11 protein-coding genes are annotated in these 15,661 nt (G+C 72.2%); 9 read left to right on the top strand and 2 right to left on the bottom strand.

The genetic code is table 11. The features are described from left to right. Window positions 1-69: 69 nt before the first annotated feature. Window positions 70-906 (bottom strand): pentapeptide repeat-containing protein, encoded by an 837-nt coding sequence (locus OG361_RS27090; RefSeq protein ID WP_405857591.1) that lies wholly within the window; start codon window positions 904-906, stop codon window positions 70-72. A 397-nt stretch (window positions 907-1,303) separates the two neighbouring features. Then, window positions 1,304-2,803 (bottom strand): M4 family metallopeptidase, encoded by a 1,500-nt coding sequence (locus OG361_RS27085; RefSeq protein ID WP_405862452.1) that lies wholly within the window; start codon window positions 2,801-2,803, stop codon window positions 1,304-1,306. A gap of 482 nt (window positions 2,804-3,285) precedes the next feature. Here OG361_RS27085 and OG361_RS27080 point away from each other — a divergent pair, with 482 nt between their 5' ends. The 9 genes from OG361_RS27080 to OG361_RS27040 all read left to right on the top strand — a co-directional run bounded on the left by OG361_RS27080 (window position 3,286) and on the right by OG361_RS27040 (window position 15,620). Beyond that, entirely contained in the window at window positions 3,286-4,266 is a 981-nt protein-coding gene (locus OG361_RS27080) for a GNAT family N-acetyltransferase (protein ID WP_405857589.1), read from the top strand. A 145-nt stretch (window positions 4,267-4,411) separates the two neighbouring features. After that, window positions 4,412-5,446: a Ku protein gene (locus OG361_RS27075; protein WP_405857587.1), complete on the top strand. Its 1,035-nt coding sequence runs from the start codon at window positions 4,412-4,414 to the stop codon at window positions 5,444-5,446. A gap of 231 nt (window positions 5,447-5,677) precedes the next feature. Continuing rightward, a complete protein-coding gene (gene ligD, locus OG361_RS27070) occupies window positions 5,678-6,574 on the top strand; it encodes a non-homologous end-joining DNA ligase (RefSeq protein WP_405857585.1) in 897 nt (298 codons plus the stop codon). Then, complete coding sequence (locus OG361_RS27065; RefSeq protein ID WP_405857583.1) at window positions 6,571-7,572, top strand: DNA ligase; 1,002 nt, start codon at window positions 6,571-6,573, stop codon at window positions 7,570-7,572. The genes ligD and OG361_RS27065 overlap by 4 nt, the downstream gene beginning before the upstream one ends. 385 nt (window positions 7,573-7,957) lie before the next feature. Then, entirely contained in the window at window positions 7,958-10,237 is a 2,280-nt protein-coding gene (locus tag OG361_RS27060) for a HEAT repeat domain-containing protein (RefSeq protein ID WP_405857582.1), read from the top strand. Between the two features lie 306 nt (window positions 10,238-10,543). Next, window positions 10,544-11,323: a hypothetical protein gene (locus tag OG361_RS27055; RefSeq protein ID WP_405857580.1), complete on the top strand. Its 780-nt coding sequence runs from the start codon at window positions 10,544-10,546 to the stop codon at window positions 11,321-11,323. Window positions 11,324-11,352: 29 nt separating this feature from the next. Further along, window positions 11,353-12,702, top strand: coding sequence for a histidine kinase dimerization/phospho-acceptor domain-containing protein (locus OG361_RS27050; RefSeq protein WP_405857578.1), 1,350 nt, complete (start codon window positions 11,353-11,355; stop codon window positions 12,700-12,702). Window positions 12,703-12,768: 66 nt separating this feature from the next. Continuing rightward, the gene (locus OG361_RS27045; RefSeq protein ID WP_405857576.1) at window positions 12,769-14,148 is read left to right on the top strand and encodes an FtsW/RodA/SpoVE family cell cycle protein; all 1,380 of its coding nucleotides are present in this window, start codon (window positions 12,769-12,771) and stop codon (window positions 14,146-14,148) included. Continuing rightward, window positions 14,145-15,620: a penicillin-binding transpeptidase domain-containing protein gene (locus OG361_RS27040; protein ID WP_405857574.1), complete on the top strand. Its 1,476-nt coding sequence runs from the start codon at window positions 14,145-14,147 to the stop codon at window positions 15,618-15,620. The genes OG361_RS27045 and OG361_RS27040 overlap by 4 nt, the downstream gene beginning before the upstream one ends. The last annotated feature ends 41 nt before the right edge of the window (window positions 15,621-15,661 follow it).

The raw sequence follows: 15,661 nt of genomic DNA, 5'->3' as shown, positions 1-15,661 counted from the left end.
CGCGAAACGGGATCCGCAGACCCCACAGGGTTGGAATCCCCGGCCGATTCCAGGGGCCTCGGAGCGTGGCTAGTCGGGCGCGGCAGGGGCTGTTTCAGCAGGGACGGACAGGTCCGACTCCGTGGTGAACTTCGTCCTCGTTCGGTTGGCTCCAGCGAGGTTTGCGCCGACGAGATTCGCGAGCGTCAGGTTGGCATCGGTGAGGTTCGCCCCCGTGAGGTTGGCTCCCGAGAGATCAGCGCCGGTGAGGTTCGCGCCAGTGAGGTTGGCTCGGGTGAGGTTCGCGCCTGCGAGGCGGGCATCGGCGAGCTCCGCACCGGTGAGGTCCGCCCTGCGGAGATCGGAGCGCATCAGACGACTGCCTGTGAGCGTCGATCCGCGCAGATCCACTTCGCTGAGCTGCGAGTCGGCCAGATCTGCGCCACTGAGGGAAGCGTGGCCGATGTCCGCATTCGAAAGGTCCGAGTAGGACAGGACAGCGAATCTCAAGTCCGAGTAGGCGAGGTTGGCGCTTCCGAGATGCGGGTGGTCCAATCGCACAGCCCGGAGATCGGAGAACTGCAGGTCGACCACGGCATCTGCATCCGGCTCCGGGTTTCGCCTGGCCAGTACGGTGACAGCCGCCTGAATGTCCGTGGAAGGTCTGTGATCGGCCCCCGTGGACGCCCCTTTCGGATCGGGAGCATGCTCGCGCACGTACGCCGAAAGGACCGCGACGATGGTCGGATGGTCGCGGGGTGAGTCCTGCATGATGCGCTGTAGCGCGTAGATGCCCCCGAGGCGGACGTCCAAGGTCTTGGACCCCAGATTTTGAACCGCGACGTTGAATCGGCTGGTGATCTGGCCGTGCTCTGCGAGCCGGATCTCATCCTTGGCCTGCCCCACTGTCACCCACGTGAACAGCACCGCAACCACCGCGGCGAGACCCGGCAGCGCTGCTACGGCGAGTCCGAGCCACTGAACGCGTTCTCCTGTACTCCGGTTCGGGCCGGCTTGGTCACTCGCCGGCCGCGTACGCCGGCCCTCCGCACCTCGCCGTGCGATTCGGCGCAGGTGCCGAAGGTCGAAGTTCCCAGTCACTCCCCCATGACACCTCAGGGGTGACAGGGCCACGTTTCAGTTCGCCCGAATGCCCCGCGCTTGAACCCGTCGGACTGACCGGAGGTTGGCGAGCGGGACTCCACAAGCAGTGCGCGGGCACGCCGATTCGGGCTGCTGCCCGGGTACGCGGTTGGCGTGCAGGAAGACCCCGCCCTCGGCGGGTGCGCCGGGGGCGGGGTCTTCTGTGTGCTGGGAGCGGGAGTTACTTCACGTTGATCGCGGTCCAGGCCTTCGACACCGCCGTGTACTCCGGGCTCGTCGCGCCGTAGAGGTCGGCCGTCGCCTGGAGGGTGGCCGTGCGGGCGCCGGCGTAGTTGGTGGAGGAGGTCATGTAGGTCGAGAGCGCCTTGTACCAGATCTTGTAGGCCTTCGTGCGGCCGATGCCCGTGAGGGTGGAGCCGTCGTAGGTCGCGGAGTCGTAGGTGACTCCGTTGATCGTCTTCGTACCGCTGCCCTCGGACAGCAGGTAGAAGAAGTGGTTCGCCGGGCCCGAGGAGTAGTGGACGTCGAGGCGGCCGACCGAGCTGGACCAGAAGTCGGCGGAGTTGCCGTCCTTGCTGGGCTTGTCCATGTAGCGGAGCGGCGTGCCGTTGCCGCGGATGTCGATCTTCTCGCCGATGAGGTAGTCGCCCGCGTCGGTGGAGTTGGCCGCGTAGAACTCGACCGAGGTGCCCAGGATGTCGGAGGTGGCCTCGTTCAGGCCGCCCGACTCCTTGCTGTAGCGCAGGCCCGCGGTGGAGGCGGTCAGGCCGTGGGACATCTCGTGGCCCGCGACGTCGAGGGAGGTGAGCGGCTTGAGGTTGTTCGTGCCGTCGCCGTACGTCATGCAGAAGCAGGAGTCCGACCAGAACGCGTTGACGTACGCGTTGCCGTAGTGGACCCGCGAGTAGGCGGCGACGCCGTCGCCGCGGATGCCGTTGCGGCCGAGTTCGTTCTTGTAGAAGTCCCAGGTGACGGCCGCGCCGTAGTGGGCGTCCGCGGCGGCGGTCTCCCGGTTCGTCGCCAGGCCGTTGCCCCAGGTGTCGGTGCTGTTGGTGAAGAGGGAGCCCGTACCGTTGGTGCCGCCGTTCAGGTCGTACGTCTTGTGACCGCCGCGGGTCGCGTCCGTGAGCGTGAACGAGGGCGCCGTGCCGAGCGTGACCTGGCCGCTGTACTGGGTGTTGCCGACGCCCGTCTCGATCGCCTCGTAGGAGTGGAGCTCCTTGCCGGTGGTCGCGTCGGTGATCACGTGGCGCTCGCTCGGCGTGCCGTCGTGCTGGACGCCGGTCACGACCGTCTCCCAGGCGAGCGCCGGCTTGCCCGTGGCCGCCCAGATCACCTTGCGGGCCGTGCTCTTCGCCGTGGCAGCCGGTGCCTCGGCCTCGGTGCTCGGGACCGATATCCGGGCGCCGGTCGCCTTGGTCGTCGCCCGGGAGCCGTTCTTCTTCTGGTGCACGACCAGGTCGCCGCCGAGAACCGGCAGACCTTCGTAGGTGCGCTCGTAGCGCGTGTGGACCGTGCCGTCGGCGTCCTTGACGACGTCGCGGACGACCAGCTTCTCCCGGTCGGAGAGGCCGATGGCCTTGGCGGTGGTGGCGGCGCCCGCCTGGGCCTCCTGCACGGCGGCGGCGCGCTGGGGGCCGGTGAGGACGAGCGCGGTCGCGCCGGCCTCGCGCTGGGCATCGGCGCTGGCGGGTCCGGTCTGGACTCCGACGACGACCATGGCGGCCGATGCGATCAGGGCGGCGGCACGGGCGGTGGTGGCGGCGGCGGTTCGGCGCTGCGAGGACTGCTGGCGGATCACGCGGGCTCCTTCGCTGAAACACGTGGGGGTCGTGGGGGGGGTGCGGCTGTGAGCGTGCCAGCGAAGGTGATCGTTTGACAGGTCTGCAACAAGAATTTGACCTGCTGTTGTCCGAAGGACGGTCTTGTCCGTCCGTTCTGCGGTGAGTTGGGGTGGGTGAGGGGTGGGCTAGGGGTGGGTGAGGGGTGGGTTAGGGGTGGGGGGGGAGTGGGTGGTGGATCGTGAGTGGGGGGTGGGTCGTGGGACCGGGCCGGGTGATCGGTGTCGGCGTCCTGCGCTCACGGGCGGGGAGGCAAGGCAATCGGGCCTGGTCACCGGCCTCCGCTGTCGGTGGATCTTTCGCATCGCCATGCGGTGCTGCTCGTGGTGTGATGAAACGGGGGTCCGAGAAGGAGAGAGCGATGACCTCACCGGCAGCGGAGCGGAGGACCGTCGCGGGCCTGGTGTCAGTCCGCTCGTTGGCCGAGGCGGACCTGGATCAGGCCGATGAGATCTTCCGGGTCGCCTTCGGGACGTTCCTCGGGTTCCCCGAGCCGAAGACGTTCTTCGGGACCGCCGATTACGTCCGCACACGCTGGGCGGCCGATCCGCAAGCGGCCTTCGCCGCGACGATCGAGGGTGAACTGGCCGGATCGAACTTCGCCGCCAACTGGGGCAGCGTCGGGTACTTCGGACCGTTGACCGTGCGTCCGGACCTGTGGGACCAGGGCGTCGGCAGGCGCCTCATGGATCCGGTCATGGACTGCTTCGACACCTGGGGGAACCGCCACCTGGGCCTGTTCACCTTCTCGCACAGCCCCAAGCACCTTGAGCTCTACCGCAAGTACGGTTTCTGGCCCCGATTCCTCACGGCCATCATGAAGAAGCAAGTCGCGGGCAGCTCCGCGGTCCCCGGCCGGGTGATGTACGGCGAACTGCCTGCCGCCGAGCAGCCCGCCTGCCTCAGCGCCTGTCGCGCACTGACCGGGGCCGTGTACGAGGGCCTGGACCTGGAACGCGAGATCGTCGCCGTGCACGCACAGGGACTCGGTGACACCATCCTGCTCCAGGGCGGCGGCTCCGAGCTCGATGGCCTGGCCGTCTGCCACTGCGGAGCCGGATCGGAGGCCGGCGAGGACGTGTGCTTCGTCAAATTCGGCACCGTACGCCCTGGCCCGGAGGCCGCCGACCGCTTCGAGCGACTGCTCGACGCATGTGAGCAACTCGCGGCCGAGCGCGGGCTGAGTCAGCTGGACGCCGGGATGAACCTGGGCCGCCCGGATGCCTATCGGCGCATGATCGACCATGGTTTCCGCACCTGGTTGCAGGGCGTCACGATGCACCGGCCCAACGAGCCCGGTTACAGCCACCCCGACGCCTATGTGATCGACGACTGGCGCTGAGACCACCCGTCCGGCCACCAGGCTTCACCTCCTGGTGGACTGCGCCGTCGCCTCGTCCGACCGGCCGGACGGCCTCGCGGTGTCGCCGAGTGTCGCGGCGTCTGGCCTCGGCTTAGCCTGAGGGTCCCAGGGAAGGAGCGCCGGCATGAGAGCGACCTGGAAAGGGGCCATATCGTTTGGGCTGGTCACGATCCCGGTCCAGCTCTTCACGGCCACGGAGGAGCACGACATCCCGCTCCGCCAGGTGCACGAAAAGGACGGCTCCAGGGTTCGGCAGCGGCGCGTGTGCGAGGCCGAGGACGTCGAGATCCCCTACCAGGAGATCACCAAGGGCTACGAGGCCCCGGACGGCAGCATGATCATGCTGTCCGACGAGGACCTCGCCGACCTCCCCCTCCCCAGCAAGAAGCTCATCGACGTGCTGGCATTCGTCGACGCCGAGACCATCGACCCGCTGATGTTCTCCAAGGCCTACTACGTCGGCACCTCCGACCGCGCGGCCGCCAAGCCCTATGCCCTGCTCAAGCAGGCTCTGACCGAGGCCGGACAGATCGCCGTCACGAAGATCGCCATCCGGTCGAGAGAGTCACTCGCCGTGCTCCGAGTGCACGAGGACACGCTGGTGCTGCAGACGTGCCTCTGGCCCGACGAGGTCCGGCCGGCCGCCGGCGTCGCGCCGGAGACGGCGGACCTCACGATCCGGCCCCAGGAAATGCAGATGGCCAGGTCCCTCATGGACATGCTGTCCCAGGACTTCGACCTGTCCGCGCTCCACGACGAGTACCAGGAAACCCTCCAGCAAGTGATCGAAGCCAAGCTCCAGGGTGTCGAGCTACCGCACGAAGAGGAAGCCGCCCCCACGGGCGGCAAGGTCATCGACCTCATGGCCGCCCTGGAGAACAGCGTCCGCGCGGCCAAGAAGTCGCGCGGGGAGCGCGGTGCCGCCGAGGAGACGGAGGCCGAGGTCCGGACCCTGCCCGTCCGCAAGACAGCGAAGAAGGCTCCGGCGAAGAAGGCGGCGCCGGCCAGGAAGGCGACAGGCTCCACGGCGAAGAAGGCCGCCGCATCACCGAAGGAAGCCGGCGGGAAGAAGAAGACCACCGCCGCTACGAAGAGCACGGCCAAGGCCACCACGAAGAAGACCGCGGCCAAGAAGACGACCAAGCGGGCCTCCGCCTGAACCCGGCTCCACCCCCGCGCCCCCCTGTCGCACACCGACACACTCACCCGATTCGGCTCTGGGCTGCCCTGATATGCCCTGGATCGGCACGCGACAGCCGTGACCCGCAGAGAGCCGCCGTCCTCGGTATGGATCTGGCGGGACGAGACGGACCGGCTCTCGGTGGCGTTCACCAGCGCGCACGTCTTCCCTTTTGCCCAGGGATATCGGGAAACATGGGATTCTCGTCGTATGACGCCCATCACAGAGGTGGAGGGGCGGCGCCTGGCGCTCAGCAACCTGGACAAGGTGCTCCACCCGGTCACCGGTACGACCAAGGGCGAGGTGCTGCACTACTACGCCACCGTCGCAGCCGCGATCCTGCCCCATCTGCGCGATCGGCCCGTCTCCTTCCTGCGCTATCCGGACGGCCCCGACGGGCAGCTCTTCTTCACCAAGAACCCTCCGCCCGGCACGCCCTCCTGGGTGGATTCCACCCCCGTGCCCCGCTCCGAGGACCCCCGGGCCCGACAGGTCGTGATCCAGGACCTGGCCTCGCTCATGTGGGCCGCGAACCTGGTCGTCGAGTTCCACACGCCCCAGTGGCGGGCCTCCTCCCCCGCCGTCGCCGACCGGCTCGTGTTCGACCTCGACCCCGGGCCGCCCGCGACCGTCGTCGACTGCTGCCGGGTCGCGCTCCACCTGCGCGAGCGGCTCGCCGCGGACGGCCTGGAGGCCTTCGCCAAGACCACCGGGTCCAAGGGGCTGCACCTGCTGGTCCCGGTCGTGCCCACGCCCTCCGAGCAGGTCTCGGCGTACGCGCGACAGCTCGCCGTCGAGGCGGAGGCGGAGCTGCCCCGGCTCGTCGTGCACCGGATGGCGAAGGCCCTGCGCCCCGGCAAGGTCTTCGTCGACCACAGCCAGAACGCCGCCGCCAAGACCACCGCCACCCCCTACACCCTGCGGGCGCGGGCCAGGCCCACCGTGTCGGCGCCCGTCACCTGGGACGAGGTGGAGCGCTGCGCCGCCCCCACCGCGGATCCGGAGGATCTCGTTCTCCTCATGGACGACATCGCGCCACGTCTGGAGCGGTACGGAGAGCTCCTGGCGCCACTTTTCGCGCCCGAGCGGGCGGGGAGCGTGCCATGAGCGCCGGCGGGAGCAGCGGAGGCGCGGGCGGGAGCAGCGGGGGCGCGGGGGCCGATGGGGGCGGCAGCGTCGGTGGAAGTGGCGGGAGCCTGGGCGCCTCCGGTGGGCTCGGGGCCGTGGCGCTGCCGCCGCCCGTCGACGCCATGCGGCCCCGCTCCGCCGACGAGATCCCCGCCCAGGCGGAGCCGCCCCGGGAGCTCCAGTACTCCCTCAAGCTGGACGGGTTCCGCGCCCTCGCCTTCGTCCTCGACGACGGGAAGGTCGTCCTCCAGTCCCGCTCCCGCCGCGACCTCACGCCGGAGTTCCCCGACATCGCCGCCCACCTGCGCCGGCAGCTGCCACCCGGCATCGTGCTCGACGGCGAGCTGTGCGCCTACCGGGAGGGGCGGCTGAGCTTCACCGACCTGCTCCGCTCGCACACCGACCGCGTACGGACCGGGGTCCCGGTCTCGTACATCGCCTTCGACCTGCTCGCCGTACCCGGGCGTGACGTGCGAGGACTGCAGCTCCGCGACCGGTGGGAGCTGCTCGGGGCGGCCCTGCGGGAGGCCGAAGCACCCCTCCAGCGCGTCCTGGCCACCCTCGACGAGGAGACCGCCCGGGGGTGGTTCCGCGACCTGCGGGCCGTGGGCGTCGAGGGGATCGTCGCGAAGTCGCTGAGCTCGACCTACCGGGCCGGCGGTACGTGGGCCTGGCGGAAGATCCGGCACGCCGACACCGACGACGGCGTGCTGCTGGGCGTCGTCGGCCCGCCCGAGCGGCCCCGCGCCCTGCTCGTACGGCGACCCGACGGCCGTACCGCGATCACCTCTCCCCGGCTGACCCCGGTGCAGTCCCGCCAGGTCGGCGACCTGGTGGGGGACCGCGTCGGCACGCTCACGGAGGACCCGGAACACGGGCCGGTGCGGCCCGTGGAGCCTCCACTCCCCGTCGAGCTGCGCCAGGTAGCCGGGCGGCACGACAACGTGGCTTTCGTCCGGGTTCGGTCGGAGGGTTGAGAGGTCGACGGAGAGGTCGGCCGAGAGGTCGGGTGAGAGGAGGGTGTCCGGCAGAGGGCCGCGTAGGGGGGCGGGTTGGGGGCCGCGTCGCGGGGCTGAGTGGAGGGCCGAGCGGAGGCCGAGCAAAGGGGGCTGGGCGGAGGGTCGCGGCCGAGGCGGCACGAGAGTCCGGAGGCATGAGGGGCGACGAGGGCCGCGGCAAGGGGCATCGGCCGCCCGCGCGACGCATACCGAGAGCAACCACCCTGCTCCGCCCCGTACATGGCGGAAAGAGAGCGCAAAGAGGGCCCCCTGCGCGGCCGGTGTCGTCGGCTAGGCGTTGTTGCCCTTCCTGTGGTGCACACTTGCTCACTGGTACAGCGCTCACGGGGAAGGCGGCCTGGCAATGCTGACGGGGATCGAGGAGGTCGACTGGGCCTCGTTGGGGCACGCCTACGGCCCCGCGGACGACGTGCCGGCACTGCTCCGCGGACTCGCCTCCGCCGATCCCGCCGAACGGGAGACCGCCCTCGACGGCATGTACGGGGCGGTGCACCACCAGGGCGACGTCTACGACTCGACGCTCGCCTGCATCCCCTTCCTCCTCGAACTCGTCGCCGACCCCGCCGTCCAGGACCGGGGCTGCATCATCGAGTTGCTCACCAGCATCGGCGGGATCGAGCTGGACGACGACGAGGAGCTGGATGAACTCGACCCTGACGACGAGGAGTTCATCCCCGCCGCGAACTACGCGATGGCCGCGGCCGCCGTCGCCGCCGGGGCCGGCGTCTTCCTCGGGCTCGTCTCCGACCCGGACCCCGAGGTCCGGCTCGCCGCGCCCTGCGCGCTGGCCTCGCTGCACCCCGAGCCCGCCCGCGTACTGACCCTGCTGCGGGAGCGCCTCACCGTCGAGCGGGACACCGAGGTGCGGCTCTCCCTGGTCGCCTCGGTCGGGCGGATCGCCCTGCGGCACGCCGCCCTGCGCGCCGAGACCGTCGAGTGGCTCGACTGGCTCGCCCGCGCCGCCCAGGACCCGGGGCTCCGGCTCGCGGCCCTCGCCCAGCTGGCGCGCTGCGCGCCGGGCGAGATTCCGGACGACATCGTGCGGTGGGTGACGGAGCTCCTGGAGGAGATCAGGACCGCCTCGAACGGAACGTCCCCGAACGGGGCGTCCTCGAACGGAGCGTCCTCGCCTGGCGCCTCCTCCCACGGCTCCGCCCCGTACGGCACCGCCCCGCACGGCGGCGACAGCGGTCCTGACGACCTCGCGGGTTTCGACGGCGGCACCGGCGCCGACAGCGGGTGGCCCGGCACGCCGACGCTCGTCGGCCAGGTCCGGGAGCTCCTGGAGGAGCACGCGGCCGGGCGGCCCGCCCCCTGGACCGAGGAGCTGCTGCGGACCCTGCACGCCGCTCTCGACGACCGCGTCGACGACCGGATCGCCCTGATCCTCGCGCAGCTGCGCAGCCCCGACCGGTGGCAGCGCTCGGACGCGATCTGGCTGTGCGGCGGGCTGATACGGGTGTGGCGCGGGCGGTACGAGGAGGTCGTCCGGCTCGTGGGCGCGCAGCTCCACGACCCGGAGCCGCGGCTCCGCGAGGCCGCCACCTCGTTCCTGGAGCGCCTCTTCGAACTGGGCGGGCCCGCCGCCGACGCGCTCGTGACCCGGCTGACGGGGGCGGGGGCCCCTGCCGGCGGCCCCGGTGCCGCTCGGGCCGGCAGGGGTACGCGCGACGGCGCCGACGCCCTCGGCGGGCTCGCCGCGCTCGGTGGGCGGTCCGGGCGGGACGGGGCGCTCCTCGCGCTGGCCCGCGCCGGGGACACCCGCGCGGTCCCCCTGCTCGCCCGCGCCCTGGAGGAGACCGAGGTCCGGCGCGAGCTGCTGTACGCCGTGGACGGCCTCGGCCCCGCCGCGGCGACCCTCGCCCCGCTGCTGCGGCGCCGGCTCGCCGAGGTCGACCTCGACGAGCGGCTGTACGACCGGGCCGCGCCGCTTCTGTACGCCCTCGGGGCCGTACGGGGCGGCCAGGCGCTGCCCGAGGTGCTGCGGGTCCTGCGCGGCGCCCCGGCGCACCGGCGCGACTGGGTGCGGGAGGCGGCCCTGCGTACCCTCGCGTCCTTCGGGCCCGCGGCACGGGAGGCCGTACCGGAGATGCGCGGGTTCCTGAGCGCCGACTCCGCGGCGGTCGCCACTGCGGCGGCACGGGCGGTCTGGGCGGCCGAGGGGGACAGGGGCGATGTCCTGCCGGCCCTGGAGCGCTGGCTGCGGCCGGGTTCCTCGGGTGCGGACTGGTGCTGCGCCGCCCTGGCCCTGGGCGCGATCGGCCCGGCGGCGGCGGTGTCGGCCCCGGCCCTGTGGCCCGGCCTGGCCTCGCGGGACCTGTGGGTACGGGTCCGCAGCGCGACGGCCCTGTGGCGGATCTCCGGCCGGGCCGAGCAGGCCCTTCCGGTGCTGCTCGCGGCCTGGGAGGAGAACCGGCACGCGCGCGTGGACATCGCGGAGTGTCTGGCGGAGATGGGGCCCGCGGCGGCGGAGGCGCAGCTCACGATCCTCACCGAGCTCACCCGCAGACGCCGCCACAACGCCCGTGAGGGCGGCTCCGGCAGCCACGACATCCACCAGGACGAGAAGCTCCTGACCCTGTGCAGGGCGGCCCTGGCGAGGATGGAGCGGGGCGCGTTCTAGGCAGGCCCGGGGGCTGGGCCCCTGTCGGGTCGGGCATGGTCGGGTCGGATCAGCCGGGCCGGATCGGATCAGGTCGGGCCTGGTCGGGCCTCGCTCCGTCGGGCCTCGCTCGGTCGCGTCCTGCCCGATCCTGGAACGGCCCGGCCCGATCCAGGAACGGCATCCCTGAGCAGCGTCCCCGAGCCGCATCGCTCCCTCGCACGCCCCACGGCACCGGCCGCACCCAGCGGGTGGACAAATAGGACGTCCCGTTGAATAGGGTCTACGGGACACCCCACCCTGCCGTCGTCCGTCCCGAGGAGCCCTGTGAGACCGCGCAGCCCGCAGCTCATCGCCGCCTTCGGCGTGCTGTGCGGGCTCCTGCTCACCGGCTGCGGCGGCGGGGAGGGCGGGCTCGAGAGCGCCGGGCCCACCCCCACCGCCGTCGGGCCCGTCCGGCTCTGGCCCGACCTGCCGCCCGCGACCGATCCGCCGATCGACTACGGCGAGACGGACATCCAGCGCGTCCCCGGCGTGCAGGTCCAGGACAACGACGTGCACGGCGTCGACCCCGTGTCGGTCGTCCGGGCCGAGGTGCTCGCGCATCCCGGCACGTACTCCGGCGGGGACGGAATGTACGAGGAGACCGCCCGGGCGATCGAGGCGTGCGCCGCGAAGCCCGGCGCCTGTCCGATCATGCGGCCGTACTACCGCGACCTCACCGGCAACGGCCGTGACGAGCTGATCGTCGGGATCCGGATGCCCGACCAGCAGGTCGGGGTGCGGGTCTACCTCGCCGAGAACGGCGGCCTCACCCGCATCATGTCCACCGTCGACCAGGTCATCATGGTGGAGCTGGCCGGCCGGGACCTGATCATGAGGGTCAGTTCGGCCGGCATCCCCGGGTACGAGTACCGCACCGCCTGGTCCTGGGACGAGGAGCAGCACAGCATGCTGCCCACCCGGGACGAGATCGTCCGGGTGAAGCCCCCCGGCACCGGCACCCCTGCCGTGCCCGCGCCCCGTCTCGTGAGCCCGACGCCCACGCCCGCCCTGCCGGCGCCCGTCCCCCTGCCCGTCCAGCCGCCCGCGGAGCCGACCCCGTGAGGCCGCCCCGGCCGCCCCAGCCACCCCGGATGTCCCGGTCACCCCGGTCACCCCGGATGCCCCGGCTGCCCGCCTGGACGGCGACCCTCACCTGGAAGGCCGCGGTCTTCATCGCGGTCATGTGCTGCGCCCTCGCCGCACTGCTCGGCATCCTCGTCCACGTCTCGGTCGCCGGCCAGACCGTGCACGACTCGCGGGAGAAGGCGCTCACGCGGCTCACCGAGGTCAGCCGGCTCTACGAGGCGGGCGAGCCGCTCCCCCGCTTCTCCGGGGTCGACCCCGAGGGGCTCCCGGCCCCGCTGCGGGCGCTCGCCGCCCGGGGCGAGCGCGGCACGATGGTCGCGGACCACGAGGGCCGGCCGACGATGTGGGCGGCGGGCCCGGCGGACGGCCGCGCCCTCGCCGTCCGCATCGACTACACGCAGGGCGCCGAGACGATCGACGCGCTCGACCGGTCGATCCTCGGCTCCTCCGTCCTCGCCATCGGCGCGACCCTCCTCGTCGGCGCCTTCGCCGTCACCCGGGTCACGCGCCGGCTGCACCTGACGGCCCAGGTGGCCCGCCGGATCAGCGCCGGCGACCTGGACGCGCGCGTCGACGACCCCCGTACCGAGGACCCTTCGCGCCCGCAGGACGAGGTGGCGACGGTCTCCGGGGCGCTCGACACGATGGCCTCCTCGCTCCAGCGCAAGCTGCAGAGCGAGCAGCGGTTCACCGCCGATGTGGCGCACGAGCTGCGGACCCCGCTGACCGGACTCTCGGCCGCCGCCGAACTGCTGCCGGACGGGCGGCCATCGGAGCTCGTACGGGACAGGGTGCGGGCGATGCGCGGCCTCACCGAGGACCTCCTGGAGATCTCCCGGCTCGACGCCCGCAACGAGACCGTGGACCTGGCGGTGCACGAGCTCGGCCCGCTCGCCGAGCGGGTGGTGCGCGCCTCGGGCACGAGCACGGAGGTGCGGGTCGTCCGGGAGGCCACGGTGGAGACGGACCGGCGGCGCCTGGAGCGGGTGCTCGGCAATCTGGTCGCCAACGCGCACAAGCACGGGGCCCCTCCGGTGGTGGTGACGGTGGACGGGCCGACGGTGGCCGTACGGGACCACGGCCCCGGCTACCCCGCGTACCTGCTGGAGTCGGGTCCGCAGCGCTTCCGCACCGAGAGCGGGGGCAAGGGACACGGGCTCGGGCTGACGATCGCCGCGGGGCAGGCGGAGGTGATCGGCGCCGAGCTCGTGTTCACGAACGCCGACCCCGGACCCGGACCCGGACGCGATCCCGACACCCCCACCTCCACGTCCACCCACAAGAACGGCGGTGCCGTCGCCCTGCTCCGACTGCCGGAGTACGTGCGGCTCGCCGACCCCGTACCCGAGGACTGAACAGCACCCCACGGCACACCGTCACACAAAAGGGACATAGGGCATACCGCTTGCTACGTTGCGGCCATGACCGCAACGCGAACGGACGCTCCCCCGCCCGGGGTACGCATCCCGAAGCGCCGCGGCGTGGAACTCTCCCTCCTCGTCTGCGCCGTCCTCATCTCCGTCTACGGCTACGCCGCGGTCGGCCTCGCCCGCAGCGGCGCCGTGCCGCCGGACGCCGCCCGCTACGGGGCCGGGCTCGGCCTGCTCGCGCTCGTCGCCCATCTCGCGGTCCGTTTCCGCGCCCCGTACGCCGATCCGCTGCTGCTGCCGATCGCGGTCCTGCTCAACGGCCTCGGGCTGGCGCTGATCTACCGCCTCGACCTGGAGACGCCGAACGACCAGGCGGCGGCGACGCAGCTGGTCTGGTCGACGCTCGGGGTGGCGCTCTTCATCGTGGTCGTCCTGCTGCTGCGCGACCACCGCACGCTCCAGGGGTACGCGTACGTCTCCGTGGCCGCCGCGCTCGCCCTGATGATCCTGCCGATCTTCTTCCCCCCGGTGAACGGCGCCAAGATCTGGATCAGGATCGGCGGGCTCTCCTTCCAGCCCGGCGAGTTCGCCAAGATCCTGCTCGCCGTCTTCTTCGCGGCGTACCTCTCCGCCAACCGCAACGCCCTCGCGTACACCGGCCGCCGGATCTGGAAGTTCCAGTTCCCCACGGGCCGGGTGCTCGGGCCGATCGTGGCGATCTGGCTGCTCAGCGTCGGCGTCCTCGTCCTGGAGCGGGACCTCGGCACCTCGCTGCTCTTCTTCGGCCTGTTCGTGATCATGCTGTACGTGGCGACCGGGCGGACCGGCTGGATCGCGGTCGGACTCGTCCTGGCCTCCGCCGGGGCCTTCCTCGTCGGCTCGCTCGAACCGCACGTCCACACCAGGGTGGAGGACTGGCTCGACCCCTTCGCCTCGATCCGGGCCGGCGACGGACCGGGGCAGCTCGCCCAGTCGCTCTTCTCCTTCGCCGCCGGGGGGATGCTCGGTACGGGGCTCGGTCTCGGCCATTCCGTCCTCATCGGCTTCGCCGTGAAGTCGGACTTCATCCTGGCCACGGCCGGCGAGGAGCTGGGGCTCGTCGGTCTGACCGCGCTCTTCCTCCTGTACGCGCTGCTCGTCGCCCGCGGCTACCGCGCCGGCCTCTCGCTGCGCGACCCCTTCGGACGGCTGCTCGCGATCGGGCTCGCCTCGATCGTGGCGCTCCAGGTCTTCGTGATCGCGGGCGGGGTGATGGGGCTGATCCCGCTGACCGGCATGGCGATGCCGTTCCTGGCCCAGGGCGGTTCGTCGGTCGTCACCAACTGGGTGATCGTCGCGCTCCTCATCCGGGTCAGCGACTCGGCCCGCGCGCCGCAGCCCGACTCCGCCGACACCGGGACCCTCGCCCCGGTCAGGGAGGACGCCCAGTGATCCGGTACATCCGGCGGGCCGCCGCGCTCTGCCTCGTCCTCCTCGTCGCGCTGCTCGTCAACGCGGCCCGCGTGATGGTCGTCGAGGCGGAGTCCCTCGACGACCACCCGGCCAACCGGCGGATCGTCATCGCCCGGTACGCGGAGCCGCGCGGCGAGATCGTCGTCGACGGGAAGCCGGTGACCGGCTCCCGGGACAGCGGACAGCAGCTGCGCTGGGAACGGACCTACCGGCAGGGCCCCTTGTACGCGCCGGTGACCGGCTACGCCTCCCAGACGTACGGCACCACGCTCGTCGAGCACGCCGAGGACGCGATCCTCGCCGGGACGGACCCGATGCTCGCGCCGCTGCCGCTCTGGAACGACCTCACCCGGGGCCGGCAGCCCGGCGGCGACGTGGTGACGACGGTCCGCGCCTCCATGCAGGAGGCGGCCTACCGGGGGCTCGACGGGAAGCGGGGCGCGGTCGTCGCGGTCGAGCCGTCCAGCGGTCGCGTCCTGGCGCTCGTCAGCTCCCCCTCGTACGACCCCGGGGTCCTCTCGGGGACGGGCGCGGAGACCAAGCGGGAGTGGAAGCGGCTGAACTCCTCGCCGAACCAGCCGATGCTGAACCGCGCGCTGCGCCAGACCTACCCACCGGGCTCCGCCTTCAAGATCGTGACGGCCGCGGCCGCCCTGGACGCGGGGGTGGTGCGGGACGTGGACGCGCCGACGGACACCCCGGACCCGTTCGTCCTGCCGGGCACCCGGCAGGTGCTGCCGAACGAGGCGCGGGGCTGCGCCGACGCGTCGCTCGCGTACGCGATCCAGTGGTCGTGCAACACGGTGATGGCCGGGCTCGGCGTGGAGGTCGGCCTGACGGGGATGGTCGACGCGGTGGAGCGGTTCGGCTTCAACGACACGGGGCTCCGGGTGCCGTCCTGGGTCGCCAGGTCCGACTTCGACCGGGAGATGAGCCCGGACCAGCTGGCGCTCTCGTCGATCGGACAGTTCGACACGACGGCGACCCCGCTCCAGATGGCGATGGTCGCGGCGGCCGTGGCCAACAACGGGGAGATCGCCCACCCGTACCTCGTCGACCGCACCACGACCTCCGGCGGGACGACGGTCGACCGCACGGGCCGCCGCAGCTACCGGCAGGCGATGAACCCCTCGACGGCGATCCAGCTCCAGCGCCTGATGGTGAAGGCGGTGGAGGAGGGCACGGGCGGCAACGCGGCGATCCCGGGGGCCCTGGTGGGCGGCAAGACGGGCACCGCGCAGCACGGCTTCGGCAACACGGGCACCCCGTACGCCTGGTTCATCGCCTGGGCGCAGGCGGAGGACACGGCCCAGCCGGCGGTCGCGGTGGCGGTCGTCGTCGAGGACGCGGAGGCCTCCCGTACGGACATCAGCGGGGGCGGCAGCGCGGCCCCGATCGCGAAGGCGGTGATGCGGGAGGCGCTGCGGCTGGAGGCGGAGGCGCGGAGGTAGGGAACCTCCCGCGTCACGCCTCCCCGCGTACCGTCACTCCC

The organism is Streptomyces sp. NBC_00090, assembly GCF_045160815.1.
Classification (GTDB): Bacteria; Actinomycetota; Actinomycetes; order Streptomycetales; family Streptomycetaceae; genus Streptomyces.
Note: the sequence above shows the minus strand (reverse complement) of the source record. Positions and strands in the feature narration are given on the sequence as shown.

Coding starts and splice junctions, on each gene's coding strand:
- OG361_RS27050 (WP_405857578.1), top strand. CDS start 11,353: ATGTCCCGGTCACCCCGGTCACCCCGGATGCCCCGGCTGCCCGCCTGG.
- OG361_RS27045 (WP_405857576.1), top strand. CDS start 12,769: ATGACCGCAACGCGAACGGACGCTCCCCCGCCCGGGGTACGCATCCCG.
- OG361_RS27085 (WP_405862452.1), bottom strand. CDS start 2,803: ATGGTCGTCGTCGGAGTCCAGACCGGACCCGCCAGCGCCGATGCCCAG.
- OG361_RS27065 (WP_405857583.1), top strand. CDS start 6,571: ATGAGCGCCGGCGGGAGCAGCGGAGGCGCGGGCGGGAGCAGCGGGGGC.
- OG361_RS27060 (WP_405857582.1), top strand. CDS start 7,958: ATGCTGACGGGGATCGAGGAGGTCGACTGGGCCTCGTTGGGGCACGCC.
- OG361_RS27075 (WP_405857587.1), top strand. CDS start 4,412: ATGAGAGCGACCTGGAAAGGGGCCATATCGTTTGGGCTGGTCACGATC.
- ligD (WP_405857585.1), top strand. CDS start 5,678: ATGACGCCCATCACAGAGGTGGAGGGGCGGCGCCTGGCGCTCAGCAAC.
- OG361_RS27080 (WP_405857589.1), top strand. CDS start 3,286: ATGACCTCACCGGCAGCGGAGCGGAGGACCGTCGCGGGCCTGGTGTCA.